Below are 20,244 nucleotides of genomic sequence, written 5' to 3' on the forward strand. Positions count from 1 at the left end.
TTAGCTGTCAAAATTCTGTTGTATGCAATTAACCACCGCTTTTCAACGTGTTGATAAAACACAAATAAAGAACATAGCTGCCGGCATGGGCGCACCAGTGGTCGTTCTCGCGATTATGGGTATGGTCATTTTACCGATGCCAGCCATTCTTCTGGATGTATTATTTAGTTTTAATATCGCACTGTCACTCGTCATTATTTTGGTGTCTGTTTTTACCAAACGTCCAATTGATTTTGGCATCTTTCCGCTTGTTCTATTAGTCGCTACAGTATTGCGTTTAGCGCTGAACGTGGCCTCTACTCGTATTGTTTTAATACAAGGTCACGAAGGTGGAGACGCTGCTGGTAAAGTGATTCAAGCCTTTGGTGAAGTAGTTATTGGTGGTAACTATGTGGTCGGTGTGGTTGTTTTCGCGATACTTTTGATTATCAACTTTAAAGTAGTAACCGCAGGCGCAGGCCGGATTTCAGAGGTGAGTGCACGATTTACCTTGGATGCAATGCCAGGTAAGCAAATGGCCATTGATGCCGACTTGAACGCAGGCTATATCGATCAAGACCAAGCGCGTAAACGTCGTGAAGAGATTACTACAGAAGCTGATTTTTATGGTTCAATGGATGGTGCGTCAAAATTTGTAAAAGGCGATGCAATTGCTGGCTTATTTATCATGCTAATCAACATTGTTGGTGGCTTGTTTATTGGCATGTTTCAGCATGATTTACCCTTCAGTAACGCGATGGAAGTCTACACTATTCTCACTATTGGTGACGGTTTGGTGGCTCAAATTCCTTCACTTTTATTATCGGTTGCCACGGCGATTATTGTTACAAGAGAAAATGATTCTCAAGAAATGGGGCACGAAATTCGTGAGCAGCTTGCTAATCGTAAAGCCCTATACATCACTTCCGCTATTTTATTCATTATGGGCATTGTGCCTGGCATGCCACATGTTGCCTTTTTAAGTTTCTCATTCTTAGTGGGTGGCTACGCTTTCTTCCGAGACAAGATGGCCGCAAAACAAGCCGCTGAAAAAGCCTTGGTTGAAACGATGCCTGAAAGTAATAACGGTCCGGCTGAAATCAAAGAACTGGATTGGGACGATGTTCAGCAGGTGGATACTATCGGCTTGGAAGTGGGTTATCGATTAATTCCGTTGGTTGATAAAGCACAAGGTGGGGAGTTATTAACTCGAATTAAGGGGGTTCGGAAAAAACTGTCTCAAGAGTTGGGCTTTCTTATCCCACCAGTTCATATCAGGGATAACCTCGATTTCTCCCCGAACGCATACTCGATATCGATGATGGGGGTGTCCATTGGCGACGCCGAGATTAGCCATGACAATGAATTGGCAATCAATCCTGGGCAAGTATTTGGAGAATTAAGTGGCACCAAAACCACGGATCCTGCATTTGGTTTGGAAGCCGTTTGGATTAAGGCGAATCAACGCGAACATGCGCAAACTTTGGGATATACCGTTGTGGATTCAGCCACGGTTGTCGCCACTCATCTAAGTCAACTGTTAACAACAAATGCATATCAGTTATTGGGCCACGAAGAAGTGCAGCAATTACTTGATATGCTAGAGAAATCAAACCCGAAATTAGTGGAAGGTCTGGTCCCAGATATCCTGTCGTTAAGTACTGTTGTCAAAGTCTTGCAAACCCTGTTATACGAAGGTGTGCCTATTCGTGATATGCGCACCATCTGTCAAACTCTCTGTGAGTATGGGCCGAAGAGTCAAGATCCCGATGTTTTGGTGTCTGCCTTACGTATTGCTCTGAAACGACTGATTGTTCAGGACATCACGGATGGCGGGGATGAAATACCTGTTATTACTTTAGCACCAGACTTGGAACAGATGTTGCATCAGTCTCTTCAAGCAGGTGGTGAAGACGGTTCGGGCATCGAACCTGGCTTAGCTGAAAAGATTCAGCAGTCGCTGACTGAAGCGAGTCAACAACAAGAGTTAGCTGGCGAGCCAGCAGTTTTACTTACATCTGGCATGTTACGCCCTGTGTTATCAAGATTCTTAAAACACTCGGTAGTGGGATTACATGTGTTGTCTTATCAAGAAATTCCAGACGACAAACAAATTAAAATAGTGTCATCAGTCGGTCAATAAACTGACGCAATGCAAACACTAAAGAGGACATCATGAAAATTAGACGCTTTTTTGGCAAAGACATGCGCGAAGCACTTAAGCAAGTGAAAGATGAGTTAGGTGGTGACGCCGTTATTATGTCGAATAAAAAAGTTAATGGCGGCGTTGAGCTAGTTGCAGCAGTGGATAAAGAAACTGAAATGAGCCAAGCCGCACCAACAATCAGTCTGGGTAAAAAAGGCAAAACAACGCCAACACTCAGTGAAATTATTGGTGATGATGGTCCTGATAGTCTTAAAGCACTGCTTGAGAAACAACAAGCTGGACAGTTGGAAGACAGAGCATCGCAGCCTGCGGATCTATATGGTTCAACTAATCTAAATGTAGATACTGCGCCAAACAGCAGACAGTCGTCTGCAAGGCATGCACCTTCAGAGCGAACAGAGCCTGTACTAAGCGCTACTTATGCAGATAACGAACAAGCAGAAAAACGTCGACGTGAAGCTGAACTGACCAACGAGTATGTTAGAACACCAGTGAACAAAGCACATGATGACTTTAATGTTGAAGAAAGTTTGTCAGAAACTCAAGCATCAAGTCTATTCCGTGATGAAAGCGGGCATAGCCAAAACGATATGGCGAGTATTCAAGCTGAACTTGCTTCCATTCGCAATGTTTTGCAATACCAAGTAAAAGGCTTGAGTGACGAAAAGAGTAAACGACAAAATCCAACCCACCATTATCTTGCCAGCAAGCTGATGGGTATGGGGATCAGTGAATCACTCATCGAACAAATGGTTAATTTCTTGCCGCCAAAAGCAAATGAAACAGAAGGTTGGAACTATTTACTCAACTTAATTGCTAACCGATTACAAATTGGTGGGAATGACATTTTGCAGCAATCTGGTATTGTTGCCCTTGTAGGACCTACAGGGACAGGTAAAACAACGACAGTTGCTAAGCTAGCAGCAAAATATGCCCAGAAGTATGGTGCCAACGAAGTTGCAATGATCACGATTGATACGTATCGTATCGCGGCATTTGAGCAACTGGCGACATATGGGAAGATAATTGGCTGTTCAGTGAAGAAAGCGCAGACGTCAGAAGAGCTAAATCATATCTTGTATCAAATGAGACATAAAAAGTTAGTCTTAATTGATACTGCAGGCTTTTCGCAACGAGATGCGAGACTAATCAGTCAACTCGATGATTATGAAAGAGAAACGACGGTTAATATTAAGAAATATTTGGTTTTACCCGCCGGTGCACAGCACCAAGTGTTACACCAAACCATACAAGCGTATAACAATACACAACTAAGTGGTTGTATTTTCAGTAAACTTGATGAATGCTATAGCCTCGGCGAAGCGCTAAGTGTGGCGATTGAAAATGACCTTAGCCTAAGCTACGTAACGGATGGACAGCGAGTCCCCGAAGATATTAAACTGGCAGATGCAAAGAATTTAACCATGGTGGCGTCAAAGCTTTATAAAAAGTATGGATTGGCGCATACTACACTATCAAACACTGCCAAGGGTATGAGAGCAGTATGATAGAAGATCAGGCGAGTAGCTTACGAAAAATGAATCAATCGAAACTAATAAAAGTCATAGCAGTTACAGGTGGTAAAGGCGGCGTTGGTAAAACCAATGTGTCTTTAAACTTAGCGATATCACTCGCTAAGCAAGGTAAGCGTGTAATGGTGCTTGATGCCGATTTAGGCTTGGCTAACGTTGATGTCTTGCTTGGTTTGCGCGTTGATAAGAATTTATCACACGTTTTGCGTGGCGAATGCACGCTTGATGACATTCTAGTAACCGGTCCTCACGGTATCAAAATCGCGCCAGCAACTTCAGGTTCGCAATCAATGGCTGAATTGAGTTCTACGGAACATGCAGGTTTGATTCGAGCGTTCAGCGAACTGCGAACCGATATAGACGTATTATTAGTGGATACTGCCGCTGGCATCTCAGATATGGTAATGAGCTTCTCCAGAGCCGCACAAGACGTTTTAGTTGTAGTGTGTGATGAACCTACTTCATTAACCGATGCCTATGCACTGATTAAAATTCTGAATAGAGAGCACGGTGTATTCAAGTTTAAGATTGTTGCGAATATGGTTCGCAGCGATAAGGAAGGAAAGGAATTATTTAGTAAGCTTTCCAAAGTTACAGGGCGATTTTTGGATGTTGCATTAGAATTAGTGGGAGTTATTCCATTTGATGAAAATATTCGTAAATCTGTACGTAAGCAGGCTGCTATTGTCGATGCATTCCCATCTTCACCAGCAGCAGTGGCGATTACTAAATTAGCCGAAAAATCGATGTCTTGGCCTATCCCGGCGCAGCCTGGTGGTCATCTCGAGTTTTTCATTGAGCAATTAGTATCGAGAAACGAATAGGTATTTAATCAGTGAGTAACAAAGTGGCAGTCTATCAACAACAAATTGATAAAAACCAACTGGTTGAGCGGCATGCTCCGTTGGTGAAAAGAATTGCTCATCATCTAATGGCAAGGTTGCCAGCTAGTGTCCTTGTGGACGACTTGATTCAAGCAGGGATGATTGGTTTGCTAGAAGCAGCCAAGAACTTTGATGGCTCTAAAGGTGCAAGTTTTGAAACATTTGCTGGTATTCGCATACGCGGCTCAATGCTTGATGAAATTCGAAAAGGCGACTGGACTCCGCGTTCAGTGCATAAGAATAGTCGAGCTATCACGGAGGCAATTTCGCAAGTTGAGAAAGCCACCGGAAGAGACGCAAGAGATATTGACGTAGCCGAAAGGTTGCAAGTATCGGTGCAAGACTACCATCAAATGTTAAACGAAGTGAATGCAGGGAAGTTAGTTGGTATCGAAGATCTTGGCGTAAGCGAAGACGTGCTAACAACGGATGCAACAAAAGGCGAAGACAGTCCTTTTGAAGATATGGTGCAAGGATCATTTCAGAAAGCGCTAGCGCGGGCGATAACAACATTACCAGAGCGAGAAGCGATTGTACTCTCACTCTATTATGATGAAGAACTTAACTTGCGTGAAATTGGAGAGGTACTTGAGGTGAGTGAATCTCGGGTCAGCCAAATTCATAGTCAAGCGATGTTAAAGTTAAAGTCTAAGATGCAGTCATGGCGTACAGCCGACTAAGTTTTAGTCCCAATTAGTGTAGTTATTTTTATTCCTCAACGGAGGCTGTTTTGGATAAGAACATGAAGATCTTAGTTGTTGACGATTTTTCAACAATGAGACGTATCATTAAAAATTTATTAAAAGACTTGGGTTTTACAAGTATCCAAGAGGCAGATGACGGTAATACCGCTCTACCTATGCTTCAGCAAGGCGATTTTGACTTTGTTGTCACTGATTGGAATATGCCAGGCATGCAGGGTATCGATTTACTCAGAGCAATTAGGTCTGACGACAACCTCAAGCATTTACCCGTGTTAATGGTGACAGCTGAAGCGAAGAAAGAACAAATCGTTGCGGCGGCTCAAGCCGGAGTAAATGGTTATGTTGTGAAGCCATTCACTGCTGCAACATTGAAAGAAAAACTAGATAAGATCTTTGAGCGTTTAGGCTAAACAGCGATATTTCTTTATGGGGTAACGTTGAATGACAACGACCGACAGAGACCTAGTTTCCCTCGATGAAGCGAAACTCCTGGTAGAGTACCTTGAGAAAGGCGAACGCGAACAAGCGAATGCCTTAGTCGATACTATTACCATGCGTGAATCTACCGAACTTTTTTCCGAAGTGGGTAAATTAACACGACAATTACATGATTCTCTTAATTCTTTCCAAGTAGACGAACGAATTGCCAATCTGACTCAAGACGAGATCCCAGATGCGCAATCTCGATTAACATACGTCATTGAAGAAACGGAGAAAGCAGCCAATGCAACGATGGATGCAGTTGAAAAAAGCATGCCGTTGGCTGAAGGTTTGAATGAAAGATTGATTTCTATTGCACCCGAATGGCAAAAGCTAATGGGCCGTCAAATTGAGCTCGGTGAATTTAAAAGCCTCTGCATTGAGATGGATAAACTCATTTCCGACGCCACTCATGACTCTGCAACACTTAATTCCTTACTCACTGAAGTACTCATGGCTCAGGGTTATCAAGACCTAACCGGCCAAGTAATTCGACGGGTTATTGAGTTGGTGAAAGAAGTTGAAGACAGCTTAGTTTCTATGCTTACAGCGTTCGGTGATGCCAGTGAGAAGAAACAGCATGAAGATAATCCTCAAAGTTCTAAGAAAGATACCGATACAGTAAAAGCCGAAGGGCCAATTATCGATGCAGAAACACGAGACGACGTAGTAAGTGGGCAAGATGACGTTGACGATCTGCTGTCAAGTTTAGGGTTTTAGGGGAGCCGACAAATGTCGTTTGAAGTTGACGAGGACATATTACAAGATTTCTTGGTTGAAGCCGGAGAGATTCTTGAACAACTCCAGGAACAACTTGTTGACCTAGAGAATAATCCAGAAGATGCGGATTTGTTGAATGCGATCTTCCGTGGTTATCATACTGTCAAAGGTGGTGCAGGTTTTCTTGCGCTAGGTGAACTCGTCGATATCTGCCATGGTGCCGAAAACGTTTTCGACATCATGCGTAACGGGCAAAGGACACTGACACCAGAGTTAATGGATGTTATTTTGCAAGCCACAGACGTTGTGGTTGATATGTTCGAGAAGGTTAAATCGCGAGAGCCTCTTGAAGCAGCGCCTGACGAACTAATCGATGTGCTACACAAACTTAGTAAGCCAGAAACACCAGACGAAAAAATCTTCGAATCCGAAGATGACAGTGGCACTCCAGCAAATAACACCGAAACAGTCCAAGAGACGCTCTCTGATGAGAGTGAAGATGATGAACTGGTTATCGAAGATAATGATGAAGTTAGTTCTGAAGGTGCAATCGACGAAATTACTGAAGACGAATTTGAAGCGCTGCTCGACGAATTACATGGTAGCGGTAGCCCAAACAAGCCTGCTGCAGCGCCAACAACGCCAGCTGTGCCAAGCACAGTAAGTGACGGCGATGACATCACAGACGATGAATTTGAAGCATTGCTAGATGATTTGCATGGTAAAGGTCAGTTTAAGGGTGACGACGTCGTTGCTGAAGAAAAGACCAGCGCTGCGAACGCCAGTGATGATTCAGAAGAAATAACTGATGACGAATTTGAGGCTTTACTTGACCAATTACATGGTGAAGGGCAAGGCCCCAAAGTTGATACACCAAAGAAAAGCGAAAAACCTGCTGAACCTACTACACCAACAGCAAGCGATTCAAAAGTGACTAGCTCGGCTGAAAACAAAGCAAAAGACAATGCAGAGAAGCCGGCGGTAAAACCTCAGGCGAAACCAAAGCCTGCGCCAGAACCCGCTAAGAAATCTGTCGCTAAGCCAGTTGCAAAGAAAGATGAGAAAAAGCCTGCGGCGGCAGCTCCTCAAGCAGAAACGACAGTTCGAGTTGATACTAAGCGCTTAGACCAAATCATGAATATGGTGGGTGAACTGGTATTGGTTCGTAACCGCCTATTGAGCTTGGGTATAAACAATGCTGATGAAAGTATGTCTAAAGCAATTGCTAACTTAGACGTAGTGACGGGAGACTTGCAGGGCGCGGTGATGAAAACCCGCATGCAGCCAATCAAAAAGGTATTTGGTCGTTTCCCTCGAGTTGTCAGAGATTTGGCGCGAACATTGAAAAAAGAAATCACCTTGGAATTGGAAGGTGAAGAGACAGATTTAGATAAGAATTTGGTCGAGGCGCTTGCTGATCCATTGGTTCACTTGGTCAGAAACTCGGTTGACCATGGTATTGAAATGCCAGATGAGCGAGAAGCTGCTGGCAAGCCAAGAATGGGAACCGTTAAGCTATCTGCTTCTCAAGAAGGCGACCATATCCTGTTGACTATCGATGACGATGGTAAGGGAATGGACCCAGAGAAGCTAAAAGATATTGCGATTAATCGCGGCGTATTGGATGCTGATGCAGCGGCAAGAATGTCCGATGTCGAAGCATTTAATTTAATATTTGCCCCTGGCTTCTCTACTAAAGTCGAGATCAGTGATATTTCTGGTCGTGGTGTTGGTATGGACGTGGTGAAAACCAAGATAAATCAGCTAAATGGTTCTGTGAGCATTAACTCAGAGCTGGGCAAGGGGACCGTTTTAGAAATTAAGGTTCCACTGACACTCGCGATATTACCAACGCTTATGATTGTTGTTGGTGAGCAAACATTTGCATTACCATTGGGTTCGGTGAATGAAATCATCAATATGGATATTAGCAAAACCAATACCGTAGATGGCCAACTGACGATGATTGTTCGCTCAAAAGCAATCCCGCTGTTTTATCTCGGCGATTGGCTAAACCGTGTACCTGTTACGGTAGACAGAGCACAAGGGCACGTTGTAGTAGTCCAGATAGGCACTCAACAAGTTGGTTTTGTTGTAGATTCCCTAATAGGGCAAGAAGAGGTGGTTATTAAGCCTTTGGATGCGCTACTACAAGGTACGCCAGGTATGGCTGGCGCAACGATTACCTCAGATGGTGGTATTGCTCTAATCTTGGATATCCCAAGTTTATTGAAACGGTATGCATAACAACACATAATTAGCTAAACAAGTCTGATTACAAGAGCAGTAGGATAAAACTCAAAAATGCCATATCGAGTGCTGATAGTAGACGATTCTGCGTTTTATCGTAGACGTTTAAGCTCGTTTCTAGAACAAGATCCCAGCATTGACGTTATTGGTTATGCAGTGAATGGTGAAGATGCGCTAAATAAAGCCCTAGCGTTAAAGCCAGATGTGATCACAATGGATGTAGAAATGCCTGTATTAGATGGCATTTCTGCAGTCGCACAGATCATGCAAAAAATTCCTACGCCAATACTTATGTTTTCTTCTCTTACGACTGCAGGTGCCAAAGAGACCTTAGACGCACTTGAAGCCGGCGCAATCGACTTCCTCCCAAAGAAATTTGATGATATCAGTCGTGAACGTCCCCAAGCGATCCGCTTACTTCAGCAACGCGTTAAAGCCATTGCTCGTACACCGATAAAAAGCATTCGGCCGAGTCGACCTATCGGCTTGTCTCTTAGAGAGAGAGCCTCACAACGTAGCGTCAGTACTGGCCAAAATTTAAAGCCTAGTCCTTATTCAAGTGCTAACCAAGCAAGCAACAAAACATATAAATTATTAGTGCTGGGCGCAAGCACAGGTGGCCCAGTGGCTTTACAAAAAGTCATATCTGGCCTTCCTGAGAACTTTCCGCACCCGATCCTTATTATTCAGCATATGCCCAATACCTTTACCAAAGCTTTCGCAGAAAGATTAGACAAGCACGCGAAAATCAATGTGAAGCTGGCACAAGACAATGAGCGTATTAATAAGGGAACCGCGTATTTAGCTGTCGGCGGAAAACAATTGAAAGTGACTGGCAGAGGGATGTTTGCAAAAATTAATATTTGTGATGCGCCCCGAGAACAGAAAATTCATTTTCATCCCAGCATCGACTTTACCTTGGATTCTGTAAAAGATGCGTTCGGCGGTGATGTACTTTCAGTGGTGCTCACCGGCATGGGCACAGATGGTGCTTTAGGGTGTAAACTCTTGAAGAGTAAAGGTGGTACTATTTGGGCGCAAGACGAAGATAGTAGCGTCATATACGGAATGCCGAAAGCCGTCGCTGAATCAGGTGACTGTGATAGAGTCATACCTATCGACAAAATCGCAGAACATATAATTACAGAGATGATGAAAGCTTGAATATTTGGACCGTCGCAAATCAGAAAGGTGGTGTAGGCAAAACAACTACCGCAGTGACCCTTGGAGGCTTGTTGGCTCAGCAGGGGCACAGGGTACTTCTGGTTGATACAGACCCTCATGCATCTTTGAGTTATTATTTTGGCATTGATTCTGAAACGTTGAATACAAGTATTTATGATGTGTTTGCACAGCCCGTTCATTATAAAGGTGATGCGCTGATTGCTGCACTATGCAAAACTCAAGTCGACGGTCTACACGTTCTTCCTGCGACAATGGCTTTAGCGACGCTTGATCGTAAAATGGGCATGGAAAGCGGCAAGGGACTTATTTTGAAGAAAGCCTTGCACTCCATTGATGCTGATTTTGATTATGTGTTGATAGATTGCCCGCCAATATTGGGTGTTTCAATGGTGAATGCTTTAGCCTGCAGTTCACGCATTATTGTGCCGGTTCAGACCGAGCACCTTGCCTTGAAAGGCCTAGATAGAATGATGCGCACATTAAAGATTATGAGTAAGACAATGCCAAGCGATGTGCCCGTAAATATCATTGCGACTATGTTTGACCGGCGAGTCAATGCCACTATTCAAGCTTATAATCGTTTAAAAGAAGATTATCCAGAATATTTATGGCGAGGTTTTGTGCCAGTAGATACCCGATTTAGAGATGCTAGTCAGGCAAGAATGCCTGCTTCGGTATTCGCACCAAAATGTAGAGGTGTGTTTGCCTATCAAAAGTTTTTGAAGGACATAGCTCGTGAAGGATAAGAACGAATTTGCCAAAGAAAGTGTCGTCGAGGATTACCTGACTGACCTGCTGACCGAGCCTACAGAAACAGGCGATGCTGATACCGCAGTGGCGAAGAAATTGCTTGAACAGGCTGCCTCATCTTTAGTGAGTGAGCTGAAAACAGCTGAGGAAAATATTGATTCTGTTAGTGATTCTGCCGTTGAACTCGCTCAAGAAACCTCTGAAGAGCTTGCACTGAGAGAGAAAAATGTCGATTTAATGCTAAGTGAACATAAAGAAAAGTTCGAAGAGGTCGACATAGAGAGTAGTGAAGTACATGTTGAGGCATCGGCAAGTTTAAAAGATGTCTTAGATGAGCGATTTCAAGCCTTGTTTTTTGAGGTGGCTGGTTTAACTTTAGCTGTGCCTCTTATTGAACTCGGCGGTATACACGAAATTAAGAAGATTGCGCCAATTATTGGTAAGCCAAATTGGTTTATGGGCGTGATGATTAAGAATCAAGATAAGTACAATGTTGTGAATTCAGCGTTGTGGGTAATGCCTGAAAAGTATAGCCCAGAAATGGCCGACAACTTAGATTATCGTTTTGTGATAAATTTAGGTAAAACGCCTTGGGGATTAGCCTGTGAAAAGCTGGTTAATACCGTCGAGTTAAATAAATCAGATGTAAAATGGCGAGCGAATACCGGGAAGCGTCCTTGGTTGGCTGGTATGGTAAAAGAGAAAATGTGTGCTTTAATTAATGTTGCTGAGCTAGTCCAAATGTTACAATCTGGGCTAAGTAACAAACAGTAAGGCCTAACAGCAACTTAGTTGTGCGACGGAGTAAATTACATGAGCGAAGAAAGAACAACGATTGCCGCGAGCGACCCTAATGATGAGGTCTTGCAATGGGTAACTTATCGTTTGGATGAGGAAACTTACGGTATCAACGTTATGCAAGTTCAAGAAGTCTTGCGTTATACCGAGATCGCACCGGTGCCGGGAGCACCCGACTATGTGTTAGGGATTATTAACCTACGTGGTAATGTTGTTACCGTTATCGATACTCGTTCACGGTTCGGTTTACCCCCTACAGACATTACTGATAATACGCGGATCGTGATCATTGAATCTGATGAGCAAGTTGTGGGCATATTAGTTGATAGCGTTGCCGAAGTGGTTTATTTACGCTCATCTGAAATTGATAGTGCGCCAAACGTTGGTACGGAAGAAAGTGCTAAGTTCATTCAAGGGGTTAGCAACCGTGGCGGACAGCTATTAATATTAGTCGACTTGAACAAGCTACTCAGCGATGATGAGTGGGATGAGTTAGGCGGCATTTAAGCGTTTACATGACTAAACGCTTTACAGTCAAGAGAGGCCACTTCTATAGTGGCCTTTTTGTTTTGTGTGTAGCATAAAATAGTTGCCATTGAGTTTGTATCCTACTCAAAAATAAGAATATACTGGTTTCATTCAATTTATAACGAGTCTCGCAGCGAGGTAGTATGGAAACCCTTGAACCAATATCAATGACTACAATGGTGAGTTTGATCGTCGCCGTTATCGCGCTAAGTATCGCTATTATAGCAATACAAGCTAGCAGCAAAACGAATAAGCGATTAAATATCACACTTGAACTGCTCAACAGCTTGCATAAAATTATTGAAACAAATAAAGCTAACATTGCGGAATTAGAGAATAAACTGAGCGTTGAATTGCAAGAAGCTGATCACGTGACCAAAAATACCAGCCAAAGTGATATCGCCAAAGAACAAGATATTATACAAATAAGCCAGTCGATAGCAGACTTGCAAGTTCAAATAGACAAACTTTCTGCGCAATATCAGGAGTTAGTTGAGCAAGAGCCAACAGCTAAAATCTATACCAAAGCACAGAGTTTAGTGCGCTCTGGAGCCAGTGTCGCTGAGGTAATGGAAGCATGTGATTTGCCGCGAGCAGAAGTAGAAGTCATGATGGGTATTCAAGAAAAGGCGCGAAAATAAATCAAATTGTCACAATAGAAAACCTAATTTGGACGTCTAGACGTAAAGAAGTTGACATTTGGGTAATTATTGCCAGAATGGAGGCATAACTTTTACTTTTCTATACGACTAAATAGGTGGTCTGAATGCCCATTAATATTCCATCCGACCTACCAGCGCTCGATGTTCTGCTTCAAGAGAATATTTTCGCGATGGATAGTCGTCGTGCAGGTAGCCAAAATATAAGGCCACTTGAAGTTGGAATTTTGAATTTAATGCCGAATAAGATCGAGACCGAAATTCAAATCCTTCGCCTTCTATCTAATACACCGATACAAATCAATGTGGACTTGATCCGCATTGATGAGACCACTCCAAAAAATACGCCAAAATCGCATATGGATGCGTTTTATCATGAATTTAGTGAAGTATCCGACAAAAATTACGACGGTTGGATTGTGACAGGTGCACCTCTAGGCTTATTAGATTACGAGGATGTTAAATACTGGGACAAGATGACAGAGCTACTAGACTGGGCTAGAGACAATGTGCAGTCTACGTTATTTCTTTGCTGGGCGGCTCATGCGGCGCTTTATCATTTTTACGGGGTAGACAGGAAAATACGAGAGTACAAACTGTCTGGTGTATTTGAGCATAAAGTTGAACAAGCGAAGGATGAGCTAATGCGCGGCTTTGATCCGCTGTTTTGGGCACCCCACAGTCGAGTAGGCGAAGTTGCAGAGGCTGACTACAAAAGCATTGAGGGACTAACGGTATTGGCTCAATCAGATGCTGCCGGCACATATATCTCTGCGACTGATGACAAGCGCTTAGTGTTTGTGACGGGCCATCCCGAATACGATCCCCTTACCTTAGCGCAAGAGTATGAGCGAGACCTTGAAGCGGAGCTTTCGCCACAAGTTCCCGAAAACTACTTTGCCAATGACGATCCGAACCAAGCTCCTTTAGTCAGATGGAAGTCTCATGGTAGTCTGTTGCTAACGAATTGGTTGAATTATTACGTTTATCAGAATACACCTTTTGACCTGACTCAATTACGCAGAAAGTAAGCGAGAGTTTGGTTATTACGACATATTGTTTATCACCTTTACTTCGAGAAAAAACGTGACTGAAAGTTTTCAAACTGAAATAAGATTATCTAAAGAGCACAAAGCACGCATAGCGAGACAAACTGATGCGTTAGAAGAGGCTGCAAAAAAACGCATTTTGATTCTTGATGGTGCGATGGGCACGATGATTCAAAAACATCAACTAGACGAAGCTGATTATCGTGGTTCTCAATATGCAAATTGGCATTGTGATGTCAAAGGTAATAATGACCTGTTAGCGATTACTCAAGCGGGGATCATTAAACAAATTCATTTAGAATACCTAGCTGCAGGTGCAGACATAATTGAAACGAACACCTTTAATGCAACCACTATCTCCATGGCTGATTACGATATGCAAGAGCTATCTCGAGATATTAATTTACAAGCAGCAAAACTTGCCAGAGAAGCTGCCGATGAGTTTACGGAAAAAACGCCAGAGAAACCGCGTTTCGTTGCTGGTGTGATTGGTCCAACAAGCAGAACGGCCTCTATTTCACCTGATGTCAACGATCCGGGAAAGCGTAATGTGCACTTTGACGAACTTGTGGCGGCGTATCGGGAGTCAACACTGGCGTTAATTGAGGGCAAGGTAGATTTGATCCTAGTTGAAACTATATTCGATACCTTAAACGCGAAAGCTGCCGTGTTTGCCGTTGAAGAAGTATTCGAAGCCTTAGGTATCAGTTTGCCTATTATGATTTCCGGCACCATAACTGATGCATCTGGACGCACTTTATCAGGACAAACTTCTGAAGCATTCTATTACAGCATGCGCCACGTCAATCCATTCTCCATCGGTTTGAATTGTGCATTGGGTCCCGATTTACTCAGACAATATGTAGCGGAAATATCTCGGGTGGCGGAGTGCAGAGTGTCTGCTCACCCTAACGCAGGATTGCCGAACGAATTTGGAGAATATGATATGGAGGCTGACGAGTTAGCAGAACATCTCCAGGAGTGGGCTGAATCTGGTCTAGTGAATATTCTGGGTGGCTGCTGCGGAAGCACGCCAGCACATATCAAGCAAGTTGCTGAGGCAGTTGATGGGTTGCAAGCACGTACTCTCCCTGAGATTGAAGTAAAAATGAGACTATCGGGCTTAGAGCCCTTCGTTCATTAAATTTTATCTACTTTTACCATAGTTATTAGGAAAAACAGTGAGCGCAGATTTTTCAAGCTTTATAAATGTCGGTGAACGAACAAATGTTACCGGCTCCGCCATGTTCAAGCGTTTGATACTAGAGGACGACTTCGAGACTGCGTTAGATGTAGCGCGACAGCAAGTTGAAAATGGAGCACAGATCATTGATATCAATATGGATGAAGCCATGTTGGATTCAGAAGCTGCGATGGTGCGCTTTCTTAATTTGATCGCTTCCGAGCCCGATATTTCCAGAGTACCGATTATGATCGACTCATCGAAATGGTCCATTATTGAAGCGGGTTTAAAATGTGTGCAAGGCAAGGCCATTGTTAACTCTATTAGTCTAAAGGAAGGTGAGGCTCCATTTCTCGAACAGGCTAAAAAAATTAAGCGATATGGTGCCGCCACTGTGGTAATGGCGTTTGATGAAGTAGGGCAAGCTGATACGCAACAGCGTAAATTTGAAATATGTAAGCGTAGTTACGAGCTATTGGTGAATAAAATTGGGTTCCCACCAGAAGATATCATTTTTGACCCCAATATATTTGCAGTAGCAACCGGAATAGAAGAGCATAACAACTATGCTGTCGACTTCATCGAAGCCACACGCCAAATTAGGCAGCACCTACCTCATTGCCATGTGTCAGGTGGCCTATCGAATATCTCTTTTTCGTTTCGAGGGAATAATCCTGTTCGCGAGGCAATGCACAGCGTATTTTTATACTATGCGATCCGCGCAGGTATGGATATGGGTATCGTCAACGCTGGTCAGCTAGAAGTCTATGATGAAATTCCCATGGAACTCAGAGAAGCCGTTGAAGATGTCATTCTTAATCGCAACCCAGATGCAACCGACAAGCTACTCGAATTAGCGCCCAAGTATCAGGGGGGCGGAAAAGTAGCGGCGAAAGAAGATTTAAGCTGGCGAGAGCAAAGTGTCAATAAGCGACTCGAACACGCCCTCGTAAAGGGTATCACCGATTACATCATTGACGATACTGAAGAGGCTAGGTTGAACGCCGAACGCCCTCTACAGGTCATTGAGGGGCCTTTAATGGACGGTATGAATGTCGTTGGTGATCTTTTTGGCGAAGGAAAAATGTTTTTGCCTCAAGTGGTGAAATCTGCTCGCGTAATGAAAAAGGCTGTTGCTCATCTACAGCCATTCATTGAAGCCGAAAAAGATGGCGTGAAAAGCTCCAACGGCAAAATCATTATGGCGACGGTAAAAGGCGATGTGCACGATATCGGCAAGAATATTGTTGGTGTTGTATTACAGTGCAATAACTTTGAGGTGATTGATCTAGGCGTCATGGTGCCTGCTGCAAAAATTCTTCAGGTGGCCAAGGATGAAGGTGCAGATATGATTGGCTTATCTGGTTTGATAACGCCTTCTTTGGATGAAATGGTACAAGTTGCAAAAGAAATGCAACGACTAAAAATGGATTTGCCCCTGTTAATTGGCGGTGCCACGACCTCTAAAGCTCATACTGCGGTTAAAATTGAACAAAACTATGACCACCCCGTCGTTTATGTGCCTAACGCAAGCAGAGCCGTAGGTGTTTGTCAGAAGCTGATATCAAAAGAAGCTAGGGCAGAGTATGCGAAGCAAATTTCTGCGGAGTACGAAAAGGTACGGATTCAACATGCGAAGAAAACACCGCGTACAAAAGCCATTCACTTTGTTGATGCAAAAACGAATAAATTTCATTGTGATTGGGCTAACTTCGAGCCTGCGGTGCCTAAGTTCTTAGGTGTAAAAACAATTGAAGTGGCGCTATCAACCCTTCGCGATTACATAGATTGGACACCATTCTTTTTAACCTGGTCTTTAGCCGGTAAATATCCGCGGATACTCAATGATGAAGTCGTCGGAGAAGAAGCTCAGTCATTGTTCAAAGATGCAAATGACATGCTTGATGAGCTTTGTAAAACAAAACAATTGAAAGCGTTGGGACGAGTCGGTATTTTCCCTGCAAACGCTGTCGGTGAAGATATTAAAATATTCGATCCCATTCAGGCCAACAAGGTCCTAGGCGTTTCGCATCACCTTCGTCAACAAACGCATAAACCGAAAGGCCCTAATTATTGCTTGAGTGATTTTATTATGCCTGAAAGTGAGGGGCGTCAAGATTATGTGGGCGCATTTGCCGTAACCGCGGGTATAGGTGAAGATGAGATTGCCAAGGCTTATGAAGCAGACGGCGATGATTATAACTCAATCATGAGTAAAGCGGTGGCTGACCGTCTTGCCGAGGCATTTGCAGAGTATCTTCATTTAATTGTTAGGAAAGAGCTATGGGCTTATGCGCCAGATGAAAAGCTCGATAATGTGTCTTTGATCGCCGAGAAATATCAAGGTATTAGACCAGCACCGGGCTATGCTGCTTGCCCAGAACATACAGAAAAGCAATTGATTTGGGATTTACTCGATGTTGAGGACACTATCGGTATGGAGCTCACCTCAAGCTATGCTATGTGGCCAGGTGCGGCAGTATCGGGTTGGTATTTTGCTCACCCGGAGTCACGTTATTTTGCGGTAGCCAAAATTCAACAAGATCAATTAAAAGATTATGCACAACGTAAGTCTTGGACCATTGAAGAAGCAGAGAAGTGGTTGTTGCCTAACTTAAATGACTAGCTTGTTTCTCTAACCTTGAACAGACAGTTTAAATACCGAAGAGATGTAAGCAATGAATGAAGAAAAGCCTTATAGCCAAGCTTGCGAAAATAATAAGCAAGCGATCTTGACTGTGCTTGAGAAAGAATTTGCATCTGTGAAGCATGCTCTTGAAGTCGGCAGCGGCACTGGTCAGCATGCTGTGCATTTTGCGGCAAATTTACCTCACCTCACCTGGCACTGTTCAGATGTCGAGGATTATCATCAAGGAATCAACCTCTGGATTGATGAGTTTCCGAGTAAAAACTTAAGACGACCTTTTGCGCTCAAGTTAGCAAGAGACGAATGGTATACCCACACACCTTTAGATTCGACAAGAACCGACGCCGATGTATTCGATGGGGTATTTACCGCAAATACAGCTCACATCATGCTTGAGCATGAAATAAAGGCTTTAATGCAATCGATAGATAAACATTTACCTGAAAATGGCGTATTTTGTCAATATGGGCCATTTAAGGTTGATGGTCACTTTACGAGTCAAAGCAATGAGGATTTCCATTATAAGTTGCTTGCTAGTGGGCGCGGGGGATATCGTGATATTGAAGAACTTGCATCCTGGGCTCAAGGTTTACGCTTAATTGATACTGTTCAGATGCCTGCGAACAACCTGCTATTGGTTTGGCGTAAGCGCAAGGTAAAATAAAAAACCCCAACAATCGTAATTGCCGGGGCTTTGCTAATCATGACCATATGGTCAAGATTGATATTCGCTAACAGGTTTAATTAGCAGCGATAACGCCGCCGTTAAAACATTTGTTATCAAACCAATCAATTAACTCACCATAAAACTGCATTTTGTGCTCGTAATATAGTGTGTCTGAGAAGTGATCTGCACCTTCCAACTCTGTATATTTGAAATTAGTCGTGTGGCTCTTAAGCGCATCTATGAACGTGCGACTGTGCTTGATAGGCACACGCTGGTCGATGTCACCATGAACCACATAAATAGGGATGTTGACATTCTTCACGTTGTCGATAGGGTCAACTCCTTTAATTGTTGGTGCTTGAAAGGTTCTAAGGTAGCGAGAACCATTAATGCTTGAAAGTACTCGATCTAAATCACCTACACCAGCGCCAGCAACAGAGCATTTGTAGATGTTGTTGTCACGCATAGAGGCAACAAAAGCGGCATAGCCCCCGTAGCTCCAACCAAACATCGCTAAACGCTCTTCATCAGCTAGCCCTTTTTTCACTAGGTACATAGCAGCATCATCAAGATCATCTTGCATCTTGAGGCCCCATTGCTCGTCGCCAGCTTTCCAAAGTTCAAGTCCAAAACCTTGCGACCCACGGAACTGTGGCTGAATAACTAAGTAACCAGCATTAGCAATCAATTGTGACCATTCATCATATACGTTCACATCGCGTGCCCACGGGCCGCCATGAGGCATTACAACAGTTGGGAAAGGGCCTTTACCATGTGGAATCGTCACATAAGCAGGAATAACGAGTCCATCTCTAGCCTTGTATTTTACGTAACGTACTTTTGCTAGTTTTTCGTTATCAATAAGTGGTGCGGTGTCACCAATAAATACTAACTCTTGCTTATCTTTAAGCAAATAGTAAGTACCCGGATCTTTATCACCCGAGGTGCGGACAATAATCATACTGTCATCTTCAGAACGACTCGCTAAGCTAACAAACTTCTTCGGAAAGATAGCTTGAACAGACTTATGCAAAGCATCTTCATCTGGGTTGATGAAGTAACGCTTCGGATGCTTCGCCGTGTAGGAGAAACCGAGTAATTCACCAGTATTTGCTAACTTAGTACTAATAATGACATCACTTGCATCTACCGACTCAAGGCCGAATAAGCGCTCTGAAAATGTTTTTGTCTCGATGTTGTAAGTATATATGCCAGCTGTGTTATTGCCTAAGGTGGCTCTTACATATATTTCGTTAGGATTTTCTTTATTGAAATATAAGAAATCAAAAATCTCACGGCTTTCAGGACTGTTTTTGTGAATTTCTTGCCACTCAGTGGAGCCCTTCGCTCTTGCATAAAGCACGATTGAGGAAGTGGAAGGATCATATCCCTCACCAGCTCTGACTTCATTATCGTAGTCTGCAATGAAACCACCGCTGACTTTTTCATTACCGCGCAAAATAGTATTAGTACGACCAGAATTGATATTGTAGCGAATAACATCAGGAAAGCGGTCACCGTTGATGTCATAGCTCAAATAAATATGTTCAGGATCGCTTCTATCAATGCGAACAATTCCATAATTGGTAAAGTTCTCTTTAGCGAAAGGAACTTCCCACTTGCCTGTGCCATCGGAGTTAACTATGGCACGTTTACTTACCCAATAGTTGCGATTCCCATCTTGTATATTTTGGCGAAAACTTACCATGATTTGTTCGTCGTTTAGCCAAAAGAAGCTGGTCATTTCCATTCTGTCAGCACCAAAGACAACGGGCTCTGCACCCAAGTTGCTCGTTGGTCTTACTTCTAAGATGTAGTCACCACGCTTAGACATAGCGCGCAAATAACCAATTTTTTTGCCATTCGGGCTTAAATTAACTGTTTTCATTGCCGGTTCTATTGCGAAAGCCTCAATTGGCATTCGAACAGACTCAGTTGATTCTTTTTCTTGTGCTTGCACACTAGTATTTAGTGACATCGCGAATAGCGAAAGGGCAGTAGATACAAGAAGCTTTTTATTTAACATCATAATCATCCTCTAAAAAAAAAGACCCTTGGACTG

General features: G+C 43.3%; 17 protein-coding genes. 16 read left to right on the plus strand and 1 reads right to left on the minus strand.

Going from position 1 to position 20,244, the window contains the following annotated elements:
- The first annotated feature begins 22 nt into the window (after nt 1–22).
- The 16 genes from flhA to RM556_RS07980 all read left to right on the plus strand — a co-directional run bounded on the left by flhA (nt 23) and on the right by RM556_RS07980 (nt 18,179).
- The gene (flhA, locus tag RM556_RS07905) at nt 23–2,122 is read left to right on the plus strand and encodes a flagellar biosynthesis protein FlhA (RefSeq protein WP_311361625.1); all 2,100 of its coding nucleotides are present in this window, start codon (nt 23–25) and stop codon (nt 2,120–2,122) included.
- A gap of 32 nt (nt 2,123–2,154) precedes the next feature.
- Complete coding sequence (gene flhF, locus RM556_RS07910) at nt 2,155–3,654, plus strand: flagellar biosynthesis protein FlhF (protein ID WP_311361626.1); 1,500 nt, start codon at nt 2,155–2,157, stop codon at nt 3,652–3,654.
- Nucleotides 3,651–4,502: a MinD/ParA family protein gene (locus RM556_RS07915; RefSeq protein ID WP_311361627.1), complete on the plus strand. Its 852-nt coding sequence runs from the start codon at nt 3,651–3,653 to the stop codon at nt 4,500–4,502. Before flhF ends, RM556_RS07915 begins: the two co-directional genes overlap by 4 nt.
- Nucleotides 4,503–4,513: 11 nt before the next feature.
- Nucleotides 4,514–5,242: an RNA polymerase sigma factor FliA gene (locus tag RM556_RS07920; RefSeq protein WP_311361628.1), complete on the plus strand. Its 729-nt coding sequence runs from the start codon at nt 4,514–4,516 to the stop codon at nt 5,240–5,242.
- Nucleotides 5,243–5,292: 50 nt separating this feature from the next.
- A complete protein-coding gene (gene cheY / locus RM556_RS07925) occupies nt 5,293–5,676 on the plus strand; it encodes a chemotaxis response regulator CheY (RefSeq protein ID WP_195732081.1) in 384 nt (127 codons plus the stop codon).
- Nucleotides 5,677–5,707: 31 nt separating this feature from the next.
- Nucleotides 5,708–6,466: a protein phosphatase CheZ gene (locus RM556_RS07930; protein ID WP_311374345.1), complete on the plus strand. Its 759-nt coding sequence runs from the start codon at nt 5,708–5,710 to the stop codon at nt 6,464–6,466.
- Nucleotides 6,467–6,478: 12 nt separating this feature from the next.
- Nucleotides 6,479–8,713, plus strand: a complete 2,235-nt coding sequence (locus tag RM556_RS07935; protein WP_311374346.1) for a chemotaxis protein CheA — start codon at nt 6,479–6,481, stop codon at nt 8,711–8,713.
- 57 nt (nt 8,714–8,770) lie between these two features.
- Complete coding sequence (locus RM556_RS07940) at nt 8,771–9,880, plus strand: chemotaxis response regulator protein-glutamate methylesterase (protein WP_311374347.1); 1,110 nt, start codon at nt 8,771–8,773, stop codon at nt 9,878–9,880.
- Nucleotides 9,877–10,647, plus strand: a complete 771-nt coding sequence (locus RM556_RS07945) for a ParA family protein (RefSeq protein ID WP_311361632.1) — start codon at nt 9,877–9,879, stop codon at nt 10,645–10,647. The genes RM556_RS07940 and RM556_RS07945 overlap by 4 nt, the downstream gene beginning before the upstream one ends.
- Nucleotides 10,637–11,425, plus strand: coding sequence for a chemotaxis protein CheW (locus RM556_RS07950; protein WP_311374348.1), 789 nt, complete (start codon nt 10,637–10,639; stop codon nt 11,423–11,425). The genes RM556_RS07945 and RM556_RS07950 overlap by 11 nt, the downstream gene beginning before the upstream one ends.
- 39 nt (nt 11,426–11,464) lie before the next feature.
- Complete coding sequence (locus RM556_RS07955) at nt 11,465–11,956, plus strand: chemotaxis protein CheW (protein WP_311361634.1); 492 nt, start codon at nt 11,465–11,467, stop codon at nt 11,954–11,956.
- Between the two features lie 164 nt (nt 11,957–12,120).
- Nucleotides 12,121–12,618, plus strand: coding sequence for a DUF2802 domain-containing protein (locus RM556_RS07960; RefSeq protein WP_311361635.1), 498 nt, complete (start codon nt 12,121–12,123; stop codon nt 12,616–12,618).
- 125 nt (nt 12,619–12,743) lie between these two features.
- Nucleotides 12,744–13,667, plus strand: a complete 924-nt coding sequence (metA, locus tag RM556_RS07965; protein ID WP_311361636.1) for a homoserine O-succinyltransferase — start codon at nt 12,744–12,746, stop codon at nt 13,665–13,667.
- 109 nt (nt 13,668–13,776) lie between these two features.
- Entirely contained in the window at nt 13,777–14,829 is a 1,053-nt protein-coding gene (locus RM556_RS07970) for a homocysteine S-methyltransferase family protein (protein ID WP_311374417.1), read from the plus strand.
- Between the two features lie 37 nt (nt 14,830–14,866).
- On the plus strand, nt 14,867–17,494 hold the full coding sequence (gene metH / locus RM556_RS07975; RefSeq protein ID WP_311361637.1) for a methionine synthase: 2,628 nt from the start codon (nt 14,867–14,869) through the stop codon (nt 17,492–17,494).
- 52 nt (nt 17,495–17,546) lie between these two features.
- Nucleotides 17,547–18,179, plus strand: a complete 633-nt coding sequence (locus tag RM556_RS07980) for a DUF938 domain-containing protein (protein WP_311374349.1) — start codon at nt 17,547–17,549, stop codon at nt 18,177–18,179.
- Between the two features lie 76 nt (nt 18,180–18,255).
- Here RM556_RS07980 and RM556_RS07985 read toward each other — a convergent pair whose 3' ends face one another.
- Nucleotides 18,256–20,211, minus strand: a complete 1,956-nt coding sequence (locus tag RM556_RS07985) for a prolyl oligopeptidase family serine peptidase (RefSeq protein ID WP_311361639.1) — start codon at nt 20,209–20,211, stop codon at nt 18,256–18,258.
- Between the last annotated feature and the right edge of the window lie 33 nt (nt 20,212–20,244).

It is taken from the genome of Alteromonas sp. W364, assembly GCF_031846205.1.
Lineage (GTDB): Bacteria > Pseudomonadota > Gammaproteobacteria > Enterobacterales > Alteromonadaceae > Glaciecola > Glaciecola blandensis.

Bases quoted from the DNA above. Each gene is read 5' to 3' on its own strand.
- flhA (WP_311361625.1), top strand. From the start codon at position 23: ATGCAATTAACCACCGCTTTTCAACGTGTTGATAAAACACAAATAAAG.
- flhF (WP_311361626.1), top strand. From the start codon at position 2,155: ATGAAAATTAGACGCTTTTTTGGCAAAGACATGCGCGAAGCACTTAAG.
- RM556_RS07940 (WP_311374347.1), top strand. From the start codon at position 8,771: ATGCCATATCGAGTGCTGATAGTAGACGATTCTGCGTTTTATCGTAGA.
- RM556_RS07960 (WP_311361635.1), top strand. From the start codon at position 12,121: ATGGAAACCCTTGAACCAATATCAATGACTACAATGGTGAGTTTGATC.
- RM556_RS07955 (WP_311361634.1), top strand. From the start codon at position 11,465: ATGAGCGAAGAAAGAACAACGATTGCCGCGAGCGACCCTAATGATGAG.
- RM556_RS07915 (WP_311361627.1), top strand. From the start codon at position 3,651: ATGATAGAAGATCAGGCGAGTAGCTTACGAAAAATGAATCAATCGAAA.
- RM556_RS07930 (WP_311374345.1), top strand. From the start codon at position 5,708: ATGACAACGACCGACAGAGACCTAGTTTCCCTCGATGAAGCGAAACTC.
- RM556_RS07985 (WP_311361639.1), bottom strand. From the start codon at position 20,211: ATGATGTTAAATAAAAAGCTTCTTGTATCTACTGCCCTTTCGCTATTC.
- metA (WP_311361636.1), top strand. From the start codon at position 12,744: ATGCCCATTAATATTCCATCCGACCTACCAGCGCTCGATGTTCTGCTT.
- RM556_RS07935 (WP_311374346.1), top strand. From the start codon at position 6,479: ATGTCGTTTGAAGTTGACGAGGACATATTACAAGATTTCTTGGTTGAA.
- RM556_RS07980 (WP_311374349.1), top strand. From the start codon at position 17,547: ATGAATGAAGAAAAGCCTTATAGCCAAGCTTGCGAAAATAATAAGCAA.